Source organism: Streptosporangium sp. NPDC005286, from assembly GCF_040607515.1.
Taxonomy (GTDB): Bacteria; Actinomycetota; Actinomycetes; order Streptosporangiales; family Streptosporangiaceae; genus Streptosporangium.
The window spans coordinates 1-18,254 of the sequence record NZ_JBEXGU010000001.1 but is presented as its reverse complement, the minus strand read 5'-3'; the positions used below and the strand labels follow the sequence as shown (position 1 = coordinate 18,254).

The 18,254-nt window shown below is 68.1% G+C and carries 19 protein-coding genes; 4 read left to right on the top strand and 15 right to left on the bottom strand.

Features of this window, described 5'->3' with window-relative positions; genetic code table 11:
* Positions 1-53 precede the first annotated feature (53 nt).
* Genes ABZU75_RS00095 through ABZU75_RS00085 form a run of 3 tightly spaced genes read right to left on the bottom strand, consistent with a single transcriptional unit; the run spans position 54 to position 1,423 of the window.
* Complete coding sequence (locus ABZU75_RS00095) at positions 54-626, bottom strand: maleylpyruvate isomerase family mycothiol-dependent enzyme (protein WP_355547257.1); 573 nt, start codon at positions 624-626, stop codon at positions 54-56.
* Positions 613-1,095: an SRPBCC family protein gene (locus ABZU75_RS00090; protein WP_355547254.1), complete on the bottom strand. Its 483-nt coding sequence runs from the start codon at positions 1,093-1,095 to the stop codon at positions 613-615. The genes ABZU75_RS00095 and ABZU75_RS00090 overlap by 14 nt, the downstream gene beginning before the upstream one ends.
* On the bottom strand, positions 1,028-1,423 hold the full coding sequence (locus ABZU75_RS00085) for a metalloregulator ArsR/SmtB family transcription factor (protein WP_355547251.1): 396 nt from the start codon (positions 1,421-1,423) through the stop codon (positions 1,028-1,030). The genes ABZU75_RS00090 and ABZU75_RS00085 overlap by 68 nt, the downstream gene beginning before the upstream one ends.
* Positions 1,424-1,901: 478 nt before the next feature.
* Between ABZU75_RS00085 and ABZU75_RS00080 the strand changes: the two genes are divergently transcribed.
* Both ABZU75_RS00080 and ABZU75_RS00075 read left to right on the top strand, forming a co-directional pair.
* Positions 1,902-2,696 (top strand): MOSC N-terminal beta barrel domain-containing protein, encoded by a 795-nt coding sequence (locus ABZU75_RS00080; protein WP_355547247.1) that lies wholly within the window; start codon positions 1,902-1,904, stop codon positions 2,694-2,696.
* A 358-nt stretch (positions 2,697-3,054) separates the two neighbouring features.
* Positions 3,055-3,702, top strand: coding sequence for a DUF6461 domain-containing protein (locus ABZU75_RS00075; protein ID WP_355547244.1), 648 nt, complete (start codon positions 3,055-3,057; stop codon positions 3,700-3,702).
* 105 nt (positions 3,703-3,807) lie between these two features.
* On the opposite strand, the gene ABZU75_RS00070 is transcribed toward ABZU75_RS00075, so the two are convergent.
* The 5 genes from ABZU75_RS00070 to ABZU75_RS00050 all read right to left on the bottom strand — a co-directional run bounded on the left by ABZU75_RS00070 (position 3,808) and on the right by ABZU75_RS00050 (position 7,759).
* The gene (locus ABZU75_RS00070) at positions 3,808-4,431 is read right to left on the bottom strand and encodes a DUF1707 domain-containing protein (RefSeq protein WP_355547241.1); all 624 of its coding nucleotides are present in this window, start codon (positions 4,429-4,431) and stop codon (positions 3,808-3,810) included.
* Positions 4,432-4,579: 148 nt separating this feature from the next.
* Entirely contained in the window at positions 4,580-5,383 is an 804-nt protein-coding gene (locus ABZU75_RS00065; RefSeq protein WP_355547238.1) for a GNAT family N-acetyltransferase, read from the bottom strand.
* 175 nt (positions 5,384-5,558) lie between these two features.
* Entirely contained in the window at positions 5,559-6,131 is a 573-nt protein-coding gene (locus ABZU75_RS00060; RefSeq protein ID WP_355547235.1) for a hypothetical protein, read from the bottom strand.
* A 193-nt stretch (positions 6,132-6,324) separates the two neighbouring features.
* Complete coding sequence (locus tag ABZU75_RS00055) at positions 6,325-7,125, bottom strand: tetratricopeptide repeat protein (RefSeq protein ID WP_355547232.1); 801 nt, start codon at positions 7,123-7,125, stop codon at positions 6,325-6,327.
* Between the two features lie 163 nt (positions 7,126-7,288).
* Complete coding sequence (locus tag ABZU75_RS00050; RefSeq protein WP_355547229.1) at positions 7,289-7,759, bottom strand: MarR family transcriptional regulator; 471 nt, start codon at positions 7,757-7,759, stop codon at positions 7,289-7,291.
* Between the two features lie 69 nt (positions 7,760-7,828).
* Between ABZU75_RS00050 and ABZU75_RS00045 the strand changes: the two genes are divergently transcribed.
* Positions 7,829-8,278, top strand: a complete 450-nt coding sequence (locus ABZU75_RS00045; RefSeq protein ID WP_355547226.1) for a MarR family transcriptional regulator — start codon at positions 7,829-7,831, stop codon at positions 8,276-8,278.
* A 27-nt stretch (positions 8,279-8,305) separates the two neighbouring features.
* Here the strand turns inward: ABZU75_RS00045 and ABZU75_RS00040 are convergent, their stop codons facing one another.
* The gene (locus ABZU75_RS00040; RefSeq protein WP_355547223.1) at positions 8,306-8,794 is read right to left on the bottom strand and encodes an aldo/keto reductase; all 489 of its coding nucleotides are present in this window, start codon (positions 8,792-8,794) and stop codon (positions 8,306-8,308) included.
* Between the two features lie 211 nt (positions 8,795-9,005).
* On the opposite strand from ABZU75_RS00040, the gene ABZU75_RS00035 reads away from it, so the two are divergent.
* Positions 9,006-9,935: a superoxide dismutase gene (locus tag ABZU75_RS00035; protein ID WP_355547220.1), complete on the top strand. Its 930-nt coding sequence runs from the start codon at positions 9,006-9,008 to the stop codon at positions 9,933-9,935.
* A gap of 69 nt (positions 9,936-10,004) precedes the next feature.
* On the opposite strand, the gene ABZU75_RS00030 is transcribed toward ABZU75_RS00035, so the two are convergent.
* From ABZU75_RS00030 to ABZU75_RS00005, 6 genes are all read right to left on the bottom strand, one after another.
* The gene (locus ABZU75_RS00030) at positions 10,005-11,867 is read right to left on the bottom strand and encodes an ABC transporter ATP-binding protein (protein ID WP_355547217.1); all 1,863 of its coding nucleotides are present in this window, start codon (positions 11,865-11,867) and stop codon (positions 10,005-10,007) included.
* On the bottom strand, positions 11,867-13,699 hold the full coding sequence (locus tag ABZU75_RS00025; RefSeq protein ID WP_355547214.1) for an ABC transporter ATP-binding protein: 1,833 nt from the start codon (positions 13,697-13,699) through the stop codon (positions 11,867-11,869). Before ABZU75_RS00025 ends, ABZU75_RS00030 begins: the two co-directional genes overlap by 1 nt.
* A 277-nt stretch (positions 13,700-13,976) precedes the next feature.
* Complete coding sequence (locus ABZU75_RS00020; RefSeq protein WP_355547211.1) at positions 13,977-14,921, bottom strand: CU044_5270 family protein; 945 nt, start codon at positions 14,919-14,921, stop codon at positions 13,977-13,979.
* Positions 14,918-15,505: an RNA polymerase sigma factor gene (locus ABZU75_RS00015; protein WP_355547208.1), complete on the bottom strand. Its 588-nt coding sequence runs from the start codon at positions 15,503-15,505 to the stop codon at positions 14,918-14,920. Before ABZU75_RS00015 ends, ABZU75_RS00020 begins: the two co-directional genes overlap by 4 nt.
* 387 nt (positions 15,506-15,892) lie before the next feature.
* Entirely contained in the window at positions 15,893-17,143 is a 1,251-nt protein-coding gene (locus ABZU75_RS00010; RefSeq protein WP_355547205.1) for a serine/threonine-protein kinase, read from the bottom strand.
* 281 nt (positions 17,144-17,424) lie between these two features.
* Positions 17,425-18,252, bottom strand: a complete 828-nt coding sequence (locus ABZU75_RS00005; protein ID WP_355547202.1) for an IS982 family transposase — start codon at positions 18,250-18,252, stop codon at positions 17,425-17,427.
* Between the last annotated feature and the right edge of the window lie 2 nt (positions 18,253-18,254).

Sequence of the window (18,254 nt, the reverse complement as noted above, 5' to 3'; positions counted from 1 at the left end):
GGGAAAGACCTCGCCCATTCTTGATCTCCGACACGCCGAGATCAGCGTCCGGCTCACCGCCCCGACCAGAACGGGTCCCGGCCGATGAAACCCAGCAGTTTGGTCTGGGTATCCGCACCGCCGGGTACCTCGACCCGGGCGCCGTACTGGCCGGAAGAGCGGAGAACCTGCTCCATCTGCTCCATCGGACCGAGGAGTTGGGCACAGAAGTCGGGGTCCAGCCGGTCGTCCTGGCCGGTGGCCCTGGAGAGATCCCAGGTGTGCATGAACACGTCGGCGGTGTAGAACCGGTCGATCGCGGTCTCCACAGGCAGGCTGCCGACGTGTGGATTGACGAGTTCCCGGTGCGCCGTCTCCGCATCGTCCAACACCGCCTGCACACCGTCGCAGTGAACCTGCCACGCGGCGACCGGGTCCTCGTCCACCGACGGTCCGCGGGGCAGTTCGATGTCGGCACCGGAGGCAAGAAACCCGGGAAACCATTCGGTCAGGTGACGCACGACGTCGCGAGCGGCCCAGCCGGCGACCGGGGACGGCGCGTCCCAGAACCTGGTACCGCGAACCCGGTCCGTGAACAGCCCGGCAACCTGCAGGTGTCGCTCGGCTGGGCGCTCAGACAGTGCCATCGATGAGCATCCTCTCCAGCTTCGCGTAACCCTCGTTGACACCGACCTCCATACCGCTGCGCAACCACGCATCGCGGCCTTCGAAGCTGTCGACCAGCGACTGTGTCCGCAGCCGCGTACGGCCGTCGCCCAGGTCCTCGAACCACGACGTCTCCAGCGCGACTCCGTCGGGATCGCCGTCGAACGTGAAGGTCTGCACGATACGGTCCGGCCGTACCTCGTGGAAGCAGCCGTGGAACCCGTACTCCGTGCCGTCGTGCACCGAGACGTACCGCCAACTGCCGCCGGTACGCGCGTCCCAGTGCTCGATCCGGGTGGCCGTGGTGTTGGGGCCCACCCACCGGGCGAACAACGCGGGATCGGTGTGTGCGCGGAACAGCTGCTCGGGCGTGGCCGCGAAGTCACGAGTTATCCGGATGACCGGCAGCCTCGGGTCGGCTTCGATGGCTGTCTCCGTGATCCTGTTCATGTTCGTCTCCGTTCATCTCCGCCAGGACGGCGTCAAGGCGGCGGTTGCGCTGCTCGACGCGGTCCCGGTGGCGCTCGATCCAGGTGTCCATCAGGTCGAGGGCCTGGACCTCCAGGCGCACCGGCCGGGGCTGCGGCCCTCGCGGTCGGCTGACGAGCCCGGCGTCCTCAAGCACCCGCAAGTGCTTGTAGACGGCCTGCAGCGTCATTCGGTACGGCTCGGCCAACTGGCTCACGGTCGCGTCGCCCTCGGCGAGCCGGGCCACCATGTCGCACCGGGTCGGATCCGCGAGGGCAGCGAAGACTCGGGACAGCGTGTCCGTGGTCATCCCCCTAGTTTCAACTCAATGGTTTAAAGGACGGTAGGCCATAGATCGCCCATCGGTCAACCCGGTGGTTGAAAGTGCGCGTCCCTCGTACCATCCCCTGAACCGGCGCGGGGATTTCGCTGTTCACCGGTGACCGCGACCCGTACAAGCGGCTCCGAGCCGGACTTTTACGGAACCCGCGAAATCGCTGCCCTTCTCCGGCCCGGCAAGACCTCCGAGCCTGTCGTGAGTGAAAGCGGCAGACCTGGGCGATGCCGCCGGCCCCGCTTGGAGAGGAGGTGCCAAGCCGCGTCCTCCGACGGCACCCGCAATGAGTGTTTCACCAGAAGCCGCTACAGGGCTTCCGGCGAACGGACCCCGCCGCCTCATCGAAGAGCATGCGAAACCCGCATCCCAGAGGGGGCCCAATACCCCGCTCCGGACGCCCCGTGGGCACGCTCCCATACCCCAAGAGAGCGCTTTCTCCTATCCTTGCCCAATGGAACTAGCGGAGATCCGCACCTACTCCATCAAGTCCACCAAAGGCATCTCCCGCCCATCCGCCCAAGTCCTCCCCCGGGGTCTGGAAGGCGACCGCCGCTGGGCCGTGGTGGACCCGCTGGGAGAACTGATCTGGGTAGGCGAACATCCCCAGCTTCTCTCGGTTTCGGCCGCCGAAACCCCCGAAGGCGGCCTTCGCCTGTCGGCGAAGAGCATGGGCGAACTCAAGGTCCCCCCGGCCACCGGCGACGCGATCCCGCTAGGTTGCTCCAACCTCGACCGAGCCGTGCTCGCCCACGCCGACGCCCATGAATGGTTCACCCGCCTGCTCGGCAAGCCCGCCCGCCTCATCTGGCTGGACGACCCCAGACGCCGGACCATCACCGAGGAACAGGGCGGTCTCTGGGACGGACCCCTCTTGCTCGTCGCCAGGAGTTCGCTCCAGCGCCTGGACGACTGGATCGCCGAAGGCGCCATGGAACGCCAGGAGCACCCCCCGGACCCCCTCGACGTCGCCCGCTTCCGGCCCAACGCCGTCATCGACGGCGCGGAACCCTTCGCGGAGGACGCCTGGACGTCGGTCCGCATCGGCGAGGTCGACTTCCGCGTCTCGGGGTTGTGCGACCGCTGCGCCGCCACCATCTGGGACCCGGCCACTCAGGACCGCGGCAAGGAACCCCTGAGAACCCTGGCCAAACACCGCCGCTGGGACGGAAAGACCTGGTTCGGCATCCGCCTGGTACCCAGGAACCTCGGCGAGCTGAGAGTCGGCGACGAAGTCCGGCCAGGCTAGCCGGTCAGGCGCTTCAGGGCCGCCTTCACCACCGCGGGGTCGTAAGGCGGGAGCGAGTTGAGCAGGAAGCGGCGCGCAGCACGTCCATGTCACGGGCGACGTCGACGGAGTCGACGGTCGTACAGCGGACCGGTACGAGCGCGGCAGTCGGCGTGCAGCTCCTCGGTGAACGCGTTCCAGGCGTTGAAGCCGTCCTGGCTGCTCATGACAGTGTGCGGCATCCGGTTGTACACCGACGCCGAGCAGATCACCGGGTTGCTGCGCCCACGCCCCGAGGGGCGAACCCGACGATAAGAAATGGGAGCAATTCGCCATGAGGAGAGCTCATTGTGTCGGTGGGTGCTGCGAACATGCCGGGGTGATCGCGACTCCTGATGACTATTCCTGGTTCTCCCGCGAGCGCTTCCCCGAGCTGGCGGATGCCTACTGCTTCACCTACGTCCGCGGCCTGACGCCTGAGGAACTGGTGACCCGGCTCGGCGTCCGGGTTGAAGACTGCTCTCGCATGACGCTTGATGAGCTGACGAAGACCGCCTACTCCGGCTACGACGGGAAGAACCTGTTCTTCGGTGCCGTCGCCGTCGGCGACTGGGTGCTCATCGTCGAGGCCCTCGGCGGGCTCGGCATCACCGAAGAGATCACCATGCCGCTGTCGGCGGGCACCCGCCTCGTCTCCCACTTTTTCCTCGAAGTCAAATTGATCGACCACTTCTACTGGATTGAAGACGGAAAGATCCGGTTCGAGTTCGCGCACCAGGAAGGCTATTCCCACTGGATCGAAGACGGAAGGATCCAGCTCGAGTTCCCGTACGAGGAAGGCTACTCAGAGGAGATGCCGGACGAACTCGCAGAGACCATGGAGCGGATCGACTCCGTCTACCCAGGCGCCGACCCCTACGAAGGGCCGGCGTTCCTCCTGGCCGAGCGCCTCACCGGGATCACACTGACGCCGCAGCTGCTGGAGGAGTCCACCTACCTGTGCGGAGTCGTTTCCAGACCGAGGTGAGCAGAACCCGCCGTCCGCCGGTGAATCGCTCCGCTGCAGGCTCCTGCGGGCTCCACGGGGGCACCGTCCTCCGTGGGCCTGCCGCACCAGGCCATCAGGATGAAATCAAGGACGTGTCGTAGGCGGGCTTACATGTGCGGACATGCGCTTCAGCCTGCGGCGTTCGAGGGCGTTGGGATGGCGGACGACCACGCCTGCCGGGCCGCCGGTGCCGGTGAGGCGGATCAGTGGCGTGCCCGGCAGTCGGTCGGGAGTGGTCTTGTCCCTCAGACCGCCGAGGCCGGGATCCATCCCGCCGGTCTCCACGGCCCAGCCGTCAGGGAGGATGATCGTGACCCCGGCCATCTGGCCGTGTGCTTCCACCTCGACCTCGGGCAGCCGGCAGTCGGCCTGGGTGAAATCGATCTTGACGCCGGCCATGCCGCCGTACGCGATCACTTTCGCGGGTACCTGCCAGCGCCCGACGCGCGACGCGCCGTGAAGGCCTCCTTTGAGGACCAGCGGCTGTCCCGGGTCCGGCGGAACCACGGGCGGCAGGTCGGCGGTGAGGGGCGTCAGATCGGCGTAGGTTCTGGCGGTCAGCGCCCGTTCCAGCCTCTCGTCGAGCTCGGTCAGTTCGATACGGCCCTCAGCCGCCGCCTCGTTCAGCCGTGTCACCACCGCTTCGCGCTCGGCATGGGAGACGCGCAGTTCACCACGACGGAAGGATTCCGGGTACTCAGCGGTCATGTATTCGATGATACGGAGATGTGGGTACAAACGCGGCTACTGCCGATCACTGGTCAGTGGGCGGCCGGGATGTCGACGGGCACCTGGCTGCGTCGTACGTACCGCACCGCGGCGAGCGCGCCGATGACGCACAGCACGCCGGTGACGGTCAGCGAGGGGTGGAAGCCGTTGACGGCTCCAGTTGGACCTGTGTCTCGGCGTCGGTGAATCCGACCGAGCGGTACACGCGGATCGCGACGTAGCTCGGATCGGCCACCATGACGAGCGTGTGCGCGTTCAGATGTTCCAGAGCGTGCCGGCCGGCCGTGTACACGAGGGTTCCGGAAAGGCCCTGGTTTCGATGTGCCGGGTGGGTGTCGACGGCCTGGTAGCGCGCGAGCCCCGAACCATCGGTGAACAGGCCGAGCCCGGAGACCATGCGGTCGTTCACGAAGGCTCCGAACCACGCGCCGCACCCGCGTTCCTGCAGCCGGCGCATCGCCGCCAGATTGCGCTGGGCGAACGCCCGGTATCCCTCGATGTCGGGACCGGGGTTGGTGGCCTCCTGCAGTGCCAGCGCGGCGGACCAGTCCTCGTCGCCGTTCAGGACGCGGAAGTGAGCGTCACGGTTGGGGCGCGGCGGCGGGTGCACCGCACTGGCCGTCATCACGGTGCTCCGCTCGACATCGAGGCTCGCCGCCGCCAGTTCCTCCGGCTCGCCGGCGTCGCCGGTGACACCGTCGACACCGAGGGCGACGTGGCCGGCGTCCGGGAACTCGTGGTGGAAGGTGCTCACCCACGAGGCCACCGTTCCGGGGGCCGGCGGGGTGTCCAGCAGGATGAAGTTCCCCCAGTGATAGGTCGGGTTGGCGGGCGTCCGGACAGCCAGGTAACCGTCGCGCCGGTCGACGACGCTGCCTTGCAGCCCGAGCAACATCAGATCACTCTGGTATCCCAACGACCGCACAGCCATGGTCAAACCGTACCGGCGCCCTCATCGCCTCACCAGACCCCAGTTTTTCCAGATCGCCGGCCTGTTGAGCCAGGCCGGGCTGGTCATGCGTGCCCGGCTGCTGCGCGAGCCCAATGAGAGCAGAGACGACGCAGCAGACCTACCTGCCGGCCCACAGACCGGCATGGCTCCTCGGTCACCGGCTCTTGGCGGGCTCTCCTTCCAGCGCGCTCCTGATCATGGCGAAGCTTTCCGTGATCTTCCCGGCGAGGCCGCGCGGGATCTCAAGGAAGCCCACCGTGTCGGCGTCGGCCCAGTAGCAGTAGGTCCCGTCGTCGGTGTTCCGGCAGGAGGCCGCGCCGCGGAGCGGACCGGTTCCCACGTAGACCCAGTCCGTCTGCGGGTTCTCCCTCTCGCGGTCCTGAGCGGTCAGCCAGTCCACGGCGGCCTTGGGATCGGTCACCTCGGCCTGCGCCCCGGTGGCGTAGAAGGATTTCAGGCGCGGGACGTCCTGGTAGAACGTGGTGAGCTGGGTGCCGAGGATCTTGTGGTGCGGCCCGTCCGGGAGCTTGAAGCGCTCCTCGGCGGGGGTCGCCGATACCAGATCCAGTGCTCCGATCGCGGTGGGAAAGGGCGTCGCGAAGGTTCCCGGGGGTTTCGGCGGGTTCTGGGCCGATGAGGCGTCCTCCTGATCCGCTTCGACGGTGAAGGTACATCCCGCGAGAACGCCGACCGCGAGCGTCATGAGGGAGATTCTTGCGATGTTCATGGCGTGAGGATGGTCCAGTGCACTTGTGCGCTGGTTGGATCTCTCTGGCACCTGATGGAAATCATCGCGATAGACGGGGCACGGGTGCACGTATGTGGCCTGGAGGCGCTGGACGGAACATCTGTCGTGGAAGCGAAGCCGGTCCTCGGCCGAGGAGTCGAGCGCTGAGCCGATCGGCGAGGGCCGATACGGGTCACGTCCTGCCGGGGGTGATCCCGCACCGTCGGAGCCGTTCGGCCTCGTCGGTGTGGCCGAGCCGTCTCAGCAGGCCGATCGCCTGGGCCAGAACGTCGGGGCGGCCCAGTTCGGCGGCGCTCAGGTAGGCAAGGACCGCTCTCTCCGCGTGACCGGTCTCGCAGAGCAGCAGGACCGCCCATATCAGGGCGTGCACGTCGCCGGTCTCCGCCCGGGTCCGCAGCCAGGTGATCGCTTCCTGGGTGCGGCCCGTCTCGTGCATCAGGTCGACCGCGTGCGCCAGGGCGTCGGGGTAACCCGCCTCGGCGCGGGTGCGCAGCCAGGTGATCGCCTCCTCGGCCCGATCCAGCTGGTACAGCAGGACGGTGAGCCGCCTGAGGGCGTGGGTGTCGCCTGCCTCGGCGCGGGTGCGCAGCCAGGTGATCGCCTCCTCGGCCCGCTCGGACTCCTGGAGTAACTCGACCGCCTTCCACAGGGCGTCGATGTCGCCGGTCTCCGCCCGGGTCTGCAGCCAGGTGATCGCCTCCTCGGTCCGGCCCACCCGCTGGAACAACTCGACCAGCTGCCAGCAGGCGTCGGTGTTCCCGGCTTCCGCGGCGTGCCGGTAGGCGGTGATCGCCTCTTCGGTCCTGCCCGTCTCCTGCGGCTCGACCGGCCGCCGGCCGTTGCGGACGCGTCCGGCGCCGGCGGCGCGGTCGTGGTCTCCGGGCTGTCCCGCCCCAATGGGGAGAGCAGCGGTCCGGTTGGAGATGTCGGGCGGCCGCCGGAGCTGACCGCCGCTCTCGTCACGGCTCATCATTCATTGCCACTCGTCGCAATATCATCACTCCGTGTGGAGCCTGCGGACGGCGAAGATAGACGATATTAAGGTGACATAAGTAATTCTGTCATCTCGCGGAGATCGGTTTTCTGCCACCCTTCGGCAGGGCAATAATAGATATTTAAGTGTTGCCTAATATATTTTAGGTGATATTTCCGGGATTGGTGGGTTGTTTTGCGGGCTCCGCCGGGTCCATCAGGTTGGCCGACATCCGTGTCAGGACGTCGATCGTGGCCAGGTACTCCTCGGCGCTGATCCCCTCGGTGAGGCGGGCACGGTCGGTGTTCACCTGCCGTCGTAACTCCTCGTGCGCCCGGATCCCGGCGGCGGTGAGGGTCGGCCGCTCCGCTCCCTCCAGCCAGCCCCGCTCGCGCAGGTCGTCCGCCACCGGGCGCAGGGAAGACCGCCGGTCGTCAAGGAAGGGGGCGAGGGCGATGTCGAGGTCGGCGAGGGTGGGGGAGTCGGTGGCGATGACGTTCAGCACCTGCCAGTGGCGGCGGGTCAGGCCCCGGTCGGCGAGGAGGCCGTCGAGGGAGCCCTCGACAAGGCCGTGCAGGTGCTTGATCCAGTAGCCGATGGGACGTCTTTGGCCGGTGATCTCGGAGATGTTCACGGTGCCGCCTTCCCTGCCCGATACATGTACTTTGACAATAACATGTATTAGTACATGTATCATTGGGGCATGGAAGATCCTCAGGTGGCCGCCGTCGAGCGGGCGATGGTGGCGATCCGGCGCAGCCAGACCCGCCGCGCCCTCCAGCGCCTCGCGGGTGACGTCGAGCTCGACCCCGCACTCTTCGGGGTGATCGACGCTGTGGAGGAGGGGCCGGAGGCCGCGACGGTGACCTCCGTCGCCGGTCGGATGGGCGTCGACCAGCCCCGCGCCAGCCGACTGGTGGCCAGGGCCGTCGAGGCGGGGCTGCTGCGCAGGGTGGCCGACCCGGCTGACGGCCGCCGCAGCACGCTGGAGCTCACCGAACTGGGCGCCGGGCACGCCGAGCGGGTCCACCGCTTCCGCGGTGAGGTCTTCGACGCGGCGATGTGCGGCTGGTCCGAGCACGAAAGGCGGGAGTTCGCCCGCCTGCTCACGGCCTTCGTCGCGGAGCTGGGCCGACGCCACCGGGAAGGCTGACTCCTCTTTCCGCGGTGGGTCCGCCGATCAGGCGAGTTCGTCCAGCCGGGCGATGTCGCTCTCGGTCAGCCGCAGGTCGGCCGCGGCGACATTCTCCTCCAGGTGTGCCACGGAGCCGGTGCCGGGGATCGCGAGGATGACCGGGGAACGGGCCGGCAGCCAGGCGAGCGCCACCTGGGTGCGGGTCGCGCCATGACGCCCGGCCACCTGGTCGAGCGTCCGCTGCTGCTCCTCGGTGGGCGCCATGCCCGGCGGGGCCTGTGAGGTGTCCAGTCCCGGCTTGAGCATTCCCGCCGCGAGGGGGAAGTAGGGAACGAAGGCGATGCCATGCTCCTCGCAGGCGGTGAGGACGTCCTCGCTGTCCCGGTCGAAGAGGTGGAACCGGTTCTGTACCGCGACCACGGGGGCGATCACGAGGTCGTCGGGGTAGGGGTGGAGTGCCTCGCGGATGAGGTCGTTGGCCACGTGCGGGCCGTAGAAGTCGCCAACTATCAAGTACTTGACGTCATACGTCAAGCACTTCTCCGGACCTTCGAATGGAGCCGGTGCTCGTGGTGGCGTACGTCGGGGTTGGCCGATCCGGGCGGGGCTCCGTACCCCAACGACGTGAGCCGGCTACGACCGGTCTCCCGGCGGTCCGAAGTTCGCGATCTTCTGCGCCGCGGTGCGAGATCGCGTTCTGTGAGCCGCCTTTCCCGGAACGCTATGGGGAGGAATAGTGAGATTCATGAGACCTGTGATCCTCACGACCGCACTGTGCGCCATGCTCGTCGGCCTGTTAGGCGCTCCCGCACAGGCCGACACCACCACGACTCCCCCCGTGGGCTTCCCGCTGCCCGCGGGATTCCAGCCCGAGGGCATCGCGATCGGACCCGGACCGGTGGCCTTCTTCGGCTCGCGGGCGACCGGCGCGATCTACCGGGCCGACCTGCGTACGGGCAGGGGAAGCGTGCTCAGCGACGGGCCGGGCACCCCGTCGCTCGGGCTGAAGACCGACGCGACGGGACGGCTGTTCGTCGCCGGCGGCACCGGCGGCGACGCACGCGTGATCGACACCCGTACCGGCAGGCTGCTCAAGAGCTACTCGCTCGTGAGCGGAGCCGCCTTCGTCAACGACGTCGTACTGGCCCGGAAGGCGGCCTGGTTCACCGATTCCACCAATCCCGTTCTCTACCGGCTCAGGTTGGGCGCGGGCGGCACCCTGCCGGCCACGGCCGACACGGTGCCGCTGACCGGTGCCATCGAGTACGGCCCGGGTATCAACGCCAACGGCATCGCCGAGACCCCCGACGGTGGAGCGCTGCTCATCGTGCAGTCCAACACCGGACGGCTGTTCAAGGCCGACCCGGTGACGGGCGTGACCACGTCGGTGGACCTGGGCGGTGAATCCCTCGTCAACGGCGACGGCCTGCTGCTGGTCGGCCGCACCCTGTACGTCGTGCAGAACCGGCTCAACGTCGTGACCGCAGTACGGATGAGCCGGGACGACTCCTCGGGGCGGGTCGTCGACCGGCTCACCGACCAGCGTTTCGACGTGCCGACCACGGTGGCGAGGTTCGGCGATCGGCTCTACCTGCCGAACGCCCGCTTCACGACGCCACCCGAGCCGAACACCCCCTACGACGTGGTCGGGATCCGCGCGGCGCGGGCACGCTGACCGTCCTGGCGGGCTGCTCGAATCGTGGATCCCCGGCCGGTGCCCGGGCCCCGGTTCGAGCAGCCTTGATCACGCGGAGCCGGTGACAGGGCCGGTGACAGGGCCGGTGACGGGGCCGGTGACGGAGACGAACCCGGAACCGGGACGGTAGTCGGGGGACTGGTGCCTGAAGTAGGTGTTGTAGACCTGGCAGTAGTGACCACCGCGAGCCAGCAGCGTGCTGTGGTCGCCCTCCTCGACGATCCGGCCGTGATCCAGCACGATGATGCGATCGACGTGCTCGATCGTGGACAACCGGTGTGCGATGACGATGGAGGTGCGGTCGGCCAGCACCCGGTCCAGGCCCTCCTGGATCTGGGCCTCGGTCAGCGGATCGACACTGGCGGTGGCCTCGTCCAGGACCACGATCGCCGGATCCTGGATGAGCAGGCGGGCCAGCGCGACGAGCTGGCGCTGGCCCATGGACAGGGCGCGGCCGTGTTCGCCGACGTCGGTCCGCAGGCCGTCGGGCAGGGCGTCGATCCAGTCGCCGCCGCCGACCGCCGTGGCGGAGGCGAGCACCTCCTCGTCGCTCGCCTCCGGCCTCGGGTATCTGATGTTGTCGGCGACAGTGCCGCTGAACAGGAACGGAACCTGTGGAACCGCGCCGATCTGCCGCCGGTACCCGGCCAGATCCAGCGTGCGGATGTCACGATCGTCGATGCTCAACCGGCCGTCCTGGAACTCGTAGAACCGGGTGATCAGCTTGCTGAGCGTCGACTTGCCCGCACCGGTGTGACCGACCAGCGCGACGCTCTCGCCCGCCTCGATGGTGAGGTTGAAGTCCCGCAGGACGGTGCTGTCGGCTTCGTAACCGAACCGGACGTCGCGGAACTCGATGCGGCCCGCCAGCCTGCCGACCGGCTGAGGGGCGGTCTGCACGACCCGGGGTGGCGCGTCGATCAGGGCGAAGACCCGCTCTGACGCGGACAGGCCCTGCTGGAACTGGGACCAGAACGCGGCGATGGAGGTCAGCGGGAACCAGAAGAGCGCGACCCCCTGGAGGAAGAGATACCAGTCGCCGGCGGACAGACCGCCGCCGAGCACCGTGGTACCGCCCAGTTGGACGAGCGCGACCGTGGCCAGCCCGGCGACGAGAAAGAGCACCGGGAAGATGCCGGAGAAGACGAAACCCTGCCTGAGCGTCACCTGGTAGCTCTGCTCGTTGATGGGCCGGAACTCGTCGTAGACCCGCTGCTCCTGGCGGAAGTTCTTGGCGACGGTGATTCCGCCCATGGTCTCCTGCAGGGTGGCGTTCACCCGGCTCAGCGAGCGTTGCGCCCTGCGGGTGCTGCTGCGGGCGACCCGTCGGAACAGCAGCGCGATGCCCACCACGACCGGCACCACGAGAAGGGTCAGCAAGGCGAGCTCGACGCTGCGCAGGAAGAGCAGGATCGTGACGAAGCCCACCATCAACACCTGGCTGATCAGGTCCATCGTCAGGGTGGAGACGGTCGCGAAGTCATCGGTGTCGGAGGTGACCCGGCTGACGATCTTGCCCGACGGGTTCTCGTCGTAGAACGACAGGTCACGCTTGAGTACGGCGTCGAACGCGTCCTCGCGGAGACGCAGGACGACGTCTCCGGTGACCTTCGCGCTGTACCACTGGCGGACGAAGTTGAACAGCCAGCCGAGCACCCCGGCGAGCAGCAGGCCGGCGGCGAGCTGCCGGCCCACATCGGCGATCGTGCCGTCCTCGATCCCGTCCACGCCCCGGCTGACCAGCAACGGCATGGCCGCCTGGGTCAGTGAGAAGAGCACGATCATGATCGCGACCAGGACCATCGCGCCCAGCTTCGGCCGGAAGTAGGACAGGATCCGGCGGAGTAGATCACGATCGTTGTAGGTGCGGTCGTAGTCCTCGGCGTCGAGGCCGTCCATGATGAAGCCCATCAGCCCTGCCCTCCCTGCTCGCCCGCGAGGACCACGCCCGGGTCGGTGGTGCCTGCCAGGTCGACCTCGTCGTAGTGGGCGAAGATCCGCCGGTAGAGGCGACTGCGGGCGAGCAGTTCGTCGTGCGTGCCGTAGTCGACCAGCTCGCCTCGGCGGAGCAGCAGAACCTTGTCGGCCCAGCGGATCTGGGAGAGCCGGTGGGTGATCAGGAGCGTGGTGCGCCCGTCGAGAACGCGATCGACGGCCTGCTGGATCCTGTCCTCCGTGGCGGAGTCGATCGCACTCGTCGAGTCGTCGAGCACGAGGATCGCCGGATCCGTCAGCAGTGCCCGTGCGATGGCCAGGCGCTGGCGCTGGCCGCCGGAGAGGGTGATGCCGCGCTCACCGATGACCGTGTCGTAGCCGTCGTCGAGCTCGCCGATGAACTCGGCGGCCTGGGCCTCCTCCGCCGCCTTCACGACGGCGCTCCGCTCCACCTGCTGGCCAAGCCCGAAGGCGATGTTCTCGGCCACCGACCTGGAGAACAGCACGATGTCCTGCTCGATGGTGGAGATCTGGGAGCGCAGCGAGTCGAGGTCCCACTCGCGCACGTCCACGCCGTCCACCAGGATCCGGCCGGCGGTGACGTCGTAGATCCGGGGGACCAGCTTCGTCAGGGTGCTCTTGCCCGAGCCGGTCTCGCCGACGATCGCCACGGTCTCGCCCGGCTGCACGGTGAACGTCACCCCGCGCAACACCGGATCGTCCTCCCCGTAGCCGAACGTCACGTTCTCGAAGTGGATCGCCCCGCTGATCGGTGCGGCGTGGCCGTCGGCGCGCCGCCCGAATTCGGTCTCGGTGTTCATGATGCTCAGGATCCGGCGGGCGGACACGATGCCGAGCTGGACCAGTGAGAAGGTGAAGATCGACATATTGGTCGGGAAACCGATCATGTTCACCAGGCTCATGAAGGCGACCAGCTCGCCGATCGTGATGTCGCCCGCGGCCTGGAGGTAGAGGCCGTGCCAGAGCGCCCCGGCCATCGCGAAGGCGAAGAGCAGGGTCGGCAGGTAACGGGCCTGGACCAGGCCGTTGCGGACGAAGGAGTCGCGATAGCGTCGCGCGCGCGCCCGGAACCGCCGCCGCTCCTGGTCCTCCTGCGCGGACACCTTGATGACCTCGATGCCGCGGACCGCCTCGTTCAGCCCGGCGTTGAGATCGCCGAACTGCTCGCGCATGCGGGTCGCCACCGGGTTGAGCTGCCCCATGTAGTGCCAGAGTGCGAGAACGAAGACGACCGCGAAGACGCCGGGCACCAGCAGCAGCCGCGGGTCGATCGTGGCGATGAAGACCAGGGGCACCAGGCCGGTCAAGCTGGAGTCGACGATCAGGTCGATGCCCGGGGAGATCATGATGGAGAGCTGCCGGATGTCGTTGGCCGCCCGCGCCATCAGGTCGCCGACCCGCTGTCTGTTGTGGAAGGTCTGGCTCTTGCCGAGCAGGCTGACGTAGAGCTCGTCCCTGGTGTCCCGCTCCAGCCGCTTGGCCAGAACCTCGCTGGCCAGGCGTGCGATGAGGTCGAAGGCGCCGCGGGCCAGCACGATCGCCAGCAGTCCCAGCGAGATCAGGCCCAGTTCCCGTGCCCCGCCACCGTTCTCGCCCAGCACGGTGTCGAAGGCCGCGCCGGTGAGCCCGGGGACCGTGGCGTTGAGCACGACCATGATCAGCGATGCGCCGAGGAATCCGGTCAGCTGGAGCGGATGGCGGCGAACATGGGACCAGAACCAGCGCACCGGACCTCGCCTGTCATGCGGGCGACCGGAGACGGAGAACTCCGAACTGCTGATGGTCACAGGTTCGCTCCCAAGCAGATCGAGGATGAAAGTCGAACTTGCTTTCTATCACCGGGCGCCGACACTTTCCCATGCATTTTCTCGGCCCCGCCCTGCCCGTCACGGGCGGACACGCGGGCCGACCCGGAAATCGGGATGCCGTCAGGCGAAATCGGCGGGTGCCCTGCGCGAGGACCTTAGGAGGGGAATCGTCGTGGCGCACGTTGAGGTCGGGCGGCCCACATGCAAGATATGACCCCCTTCCCGCTCTGGAAGGGGGCCGATCGGCCAGGATGTCCTAAGGCCGTTGCCCGGCCTTGTCGACCAGGTGGGCCTCCAGTTGGGCGCTGAGCACGAGAGAGGTGCCCGCCGCTACGAAGACCGGGTCCGAGTCCGTGTACCTGATCGTGCGGTCCGCGACAGTGACCCCGTACGTCCCCAGGTAGCGGAAATCATCCGGGCTCAGGATGAGCTCGTAGCGTGCCCAGTCGTCGGTGTAGCTGAAGGCCACCCCGTGCCGGCCCTCGGCGTCCACGGCATCCGGACGCACGGCCACTCCCTCGATCAGGGGCAGTGCGCGGAACAGGGCGGCGCGTACCTCCGGGCTGAGAGCCTGCTCGCCCATGAGCTGGTAGATCGCCTGGAAGAGCCGCTGCTCCCTGGACTCCTCATGAGGGCTGCCATCGCTGTTGAACATCCTGGCCATGGACTCCGCCGTGACCTTGTCGATCCGGCTGAGCAGTTCCTGCGGGGTGACGGGAGGTTCGGCCAGGTCGGCTGCGGAGATTCCGGGATGGGTGCCCTGAACGAGCAGTTCGCCGCCGGGCTGATACCAGGCGGTCTGCTCGCCGTTCACGCTGGTCCAGATCTCATTGGTGGTGCGCTCATCGAGATTCACACCGAACCCGTCGCCGGGCGCGGCCAGCTTCTCCCTGATGTACAGCCACTGGCCCGGCGAGGGCTTCACCCCGCCGCGGGCTTCGGCCGCCTCGGCTGCGCGCTCGCTGAGTTCCTGGACGCTGGCCACGGGCGTTGCCGGGGGCGTCTGCAATCGGACCGCACTGAGACCGATCACCACCGAGAACGCACCGGCGAGCGCGACCCTCCAGGCCAGCCGGGGCAGGCGCCGCCGCGCGGGCGCGGGCAGGGCGTGGATCTCGTGCAGGAGGCGGGCACGGGCCGACTCCTCCGCCTCGCGGGTGATCGTCGGAACGGACGCGCGGAACCGCTGGATCTCTTTCACTGCTTCTCCTCCCGGGTCGGGTCGCCGCCGAAGGCGGTCCTTGCCTTCTTGCGCGCGCGGTGCAGCCGGGAGCGCACGGTCCCTACCGGGACGCCGAGCGCCTGCGCGACCTCCTCGTAGGACAGGTCACCCCACGCCACCAGCAGCAGCACGTCACGGTCACCGCGCGACAGCCCCGCCAACGCCTTCGCGATCCGTCGCTCCTCTTCCTGCGCGGCGACGCGGCTGATCACCGTGTCGGCCATCGGTTCCGGCAGCGGGTCCGCCCCCGTACGGCTCAGTGCCCGCAGGAACCGCTCCTCGTCGCGCCGGTGCCTGGCGACCAGGGTGGTCGCGATGCCGTACAACCAGGGCCTGGCCAGCGGCCGGGCCAGGTCGTAGGAGTCGCGACGGCGGAAAGCCGTCAGGAACGTCTCCGCGGTGATGTCGTCGGCCGCCTGGGTGCTCAGCCGCCGGGCGACGTAGTGGTGGATCTGGTGGGCGTAGCGGTCGAACAGCGCGGCGAACTGCTCAGGATCATCACGCGAGCGGCGGATCAGCTCGGCGTCATCCGTCTCGACCGTTTCCACCGGCTGCGCGGTCATTTCAGTCCTCGTGGTTCCATGCCTGCTGTCTCCCGGAGAGCCGGAACGGGTTCTCGCAGGAGAGAGACGGGATGCTCGTCCGTGAACGCGGCGAGGGCCCACGCGGGATCCCGTCCGGCTTGGCGGCGATGTGTCTCAGGGAGAGTTCACCCGCTCACGAGCATCGGGGAGACCTGCCCGCCGTGGGCGTGACGACCGGATCGCCAGGCCGTACCGGCTGGAAACCGGGATGCTGGACCTGAAACCGGCATGTAGCCTGCGCGGGGACCTGGAAAGAGGAAAGCGCAGTGGCACATGTCGAGGTTGGCCAGCCCACGTGCAAGCCATGACCCCCTTGCGGTGGGGGCGGCTGTGCGCAGGCGAATCTCACCGTCGATACCCGCAGGTTCAGCGGGGCCGCCACAAACGCACCGTCTGGTCGCCGCCGCCGGTGGCGAGGACGGCCCCGTCCGGGCTGAAGGCCGCCGCGTAGACCCAGCCGGTGTGTCCGGTGTGGGTGGCGACGGCTTCGCGGTCGGCCACGTCCCACAATCGCACTGTGTTGTCGCCGCCGCCGGTGGCGAGGATCGTCCCTTCCGGGCTGAACGCCACCGAGCGGACGTCGCCGGTGTGGCCGAGGAGCGGGGCCTTCGATGCCACGTCGGGGGTGCCGGGAGCGTTCGATGCGAGGTCGGGGGTGCCGGGAGCGTTCGCGGGGGTGGTGGACGGCGACGCGTGGTCAGGGCCGGCCAGGACGATCGTGACCGGTACGCCGATGGCGGTGACGGCGCCTAGCCCGGACAGGAGCAGGACGCGACGCCGGGACAGCGACGCGGTGGCCGGGTTCGCGTGCGGCAGCCGGGCGAGGGCGGTGAGTGCCTGGGCGGCGCTGAGACGCTGGTCGGGATTCCTGCGCAGCAGACCGGTCAGCACCGGCGTCAGCGGGCCGGCATGTCTCGGCGGTGCCGGCTCCTGGCTCAGCAGCGCCGCCAGGATCGCCACATGGCTGGGCGCGACATAGGGCGGACGGCCCTCGACCGCCGCGTACAGCGTCGCGCCCAGCGACCACAGGTCACACGCGGCGTCGACCAGGCCGTGGGCCTGTTCGGGCGCCATGTACGCCGGGGTTCCGAACAGGATTCCGGAATCGGTCAGCGTGGCGTCCCCGGTCAGGCTGGCGATCCCGAAGTCGGTGATGATCACCCGGTTCCCTGTCAGCAGCACGTTGGCGGGCTTCAGGTCACGGTGAACGATCCCGGCCGCGTGAGCCTCGCCCAACGCCTCCGCCATCATCGCGCCGATCCGCGCCACCTCGGCCGGAGCCAGCCGTCCCTGCTGGTTGATTCGCTGCTGTAGCGACAGCCCACGGATGAACTCCATGACGATCACCGGGACCCCGTCCCGACTGATCACGTCGTAGACGGTGATGACGCCCGGATGGTTGAGCCGAGCCGCCGCGCGTGCCTCACGCATCGCCCGCTTACCGGACAGTTCGCGCTGGGCGGCGTCCATGCTGGGCGGGAACAGGATCTCCTTGACCGCCACCTCGCGGTCCAGCAACTCATCCCGGCCTCGCCAGACCCGCCCCATACCACCGGTGCCGACTGGCTCGACCAGGCGGTATCGCCTGCCGATGAGTTCGCCGTTCGTCTCCGTCATTATCGGACGATAACCATTCTGGATGACAAAGGACCAGTGGCTGCGAAGCAGCAGGCATGGCGGAAATCGGGACGACGGAGCGTCTCACCGTGAGCCGACGGCTCCGGCGGGCTTGACCAGCGGAACAAGGGCTGACCGTGGCATGGAATTGAGATGCCTCGGGACAAGAAGGACGGATACCCTGCGCGAGGAACGCGTGGAGAGGGTAGGGCTGTGGGACACGTTGAGGTTGGCAGGCTCACGTACAGGCGATGACCCCTATACGAGTAGTTCCGATGTGATCAGTGGTCGTACGCGATCAGTGAGCGGGTGACCGGGGCTCCGGTCTTGTTGTTGTGCCAGATCGCTGCGGCCATCGCGAGGATGCGCTGGGCGACGCGTACGGCGACGCCCTCGAAGGTCCGTCCGCTGTGTTGTTCCAGGTCGAGTTGCCCTTTGAGGGTGTCGTTGACCGACTCGATCAGCTGGCGGACCTTCTTGAGCATCGGTTCGCCATAGCGGGCCTTCTCTTTCTTGCGGGAGGGCCGGAGCAGTTCGATGCCCTGCTCGGCGAGGGAGCGTTCGAACGGTTTCGAGGCGAAACCCTTGTCCGAGATGAGCAAGATGCCCTCGCGTTCGGCGATCAGGTCGGCGTCGACCTCCAGCATCGCGGCCAGTACCTCGCGCTCGCCGATCTTCGGGTTGGCCAGCGCCCACAGGATCGGCATGCCGATCGGGGTGCACACCAGGTACAGGCGCAGACCCCAGAAGAATCGGGAGTGGGAGGCGCAGTAGCCGTAGCCGGCCCAGCCGGCCAGGTTCGAGCGCTGCACGGTTGGGCGCGACATGCCGCAGGGCACAGGGGTGGAGTCGACGATCCAATGGTTGTCGAACCAGAAGTCGCTGTCGGTGGCCAGCTCCCGGATCATCCGCTTGACCAGTAGCAGCGCAGCGCGTAGGCGCTTGTTGTAGCCCGGTCTTTGCGGGAGGTAGGGGAACATGCCGGACAGGCCCTCCACTCGGGTCGGCGTCACCCGGGGCAGTGCGCCACGAGGCGCTGATTTGTCCGGATGGAGGTGGAAGACCACCATCTCCTCGCCGTCGTAGCGGTGAGGTGAAGCTGGAGGCAGCT

What these genes read in the sequence shown, in the direction of transcription:
- ABZU75_RS00095 (WP_355547257.1), bottom strand. Translation starts at nt 626, where the DNA reads ATGGCACTGTCTGAGCGCCCAGCCGAGCGACACCTGCAGGTTGCCGGG.
- ABZU75_RS00090 (WP_355547254.1), bottom strand. Translation starts at nt 1,095, where the DNA reads ATGAACAGGATCACGGAGACAGCCATCGAAGCCGACCCGAGGCTGCCG.
- ABZU75_RS00045 (WP_355547226.1), top strand. Translation starts at nt 7,829, where the DNA reads ATGGAAGATCCTCAGGTGGCCGCCGTCGAGCGGGCGATGGTGGCGATC.
- ABZU75_RS00060 (WP_355547235.1), bottom strand. Translation starts at nt 6,131, where the DNA reads ATGAACATCGCAAGAATCTCCCTCATGACGCTCGCGGTCGGCGTTCTC.
- ABZU75_RS00085 (WP_355547251.1), bottom strand. Translation starts at nt 1,423, where the DNA reads ATGACCACGGACACGCTGTCCCGAGTCTTCGCTGCCCTCGCGGATCCG.
- ABZU75_RS00015 (WP_355547208.1), bottom strand. Translation starts at nt 15,505, where the DNA reads ATGACCGCGCAGCCGGTGGAAACGGTCGAGACGGATGACGCCGAGCTG.
- ABZU75_RS00080 (WP_355547247.1), top strand. Translation starts at nt 1,902, where the DNA reads ATGGAACTAGCGGAGATCCGCACCTACTCCATCAAGTCCACCAAAGGC.
- ABZU75_RS00055 (WP_355547232.1), bottom strand. Translation starts at nt 7,125, where the DNA reads ATGATGAGCCGTGACGAGAGCGGCGGTCAGCTCCGGCGGCCGCCCGAC.
- ABZU75_RS00010 (WP_355547205.1), bottom strand. Translation starts at nt 17,143, where the DNA reads ATGACGGAGACGAACGGCGAACTCATCGGCAGGCGATACCGCCTGGTC.
- ABZU75_RS00065 (WP_355547238.1), bottom strand. Translation starts at nt 5,383, where the DNA reads ATGGCTGTGCGGTCGTTGGGATACCAGAGTGATCTGATGTTGCTCGGG.
- ABZU75_RS00035 (WP_355547220.1), top strand. Translation starts at nt 9,006, where the DNA reads ATGAGACCTGTGATCCTCACGACCGCACTGTGCGCCATGCTCGTCGGC.
- ABZU75_RS00070 (WP_355547241.1), bottom strand. Translation starts at nt 4,431, where the DNA reads ATGACCGCTGAGTACCCGGAATCCTTCCGTCGTGGTGAACTGCGCGTC.
- ABZU75_RS00030 (WP_355547217.1), bottom strand. Translation starts at nt 11,867, where the DNA reads ATGGGCTTCATCATGGACGGCCTCGACGCCGAGGACTACGACCGCACC.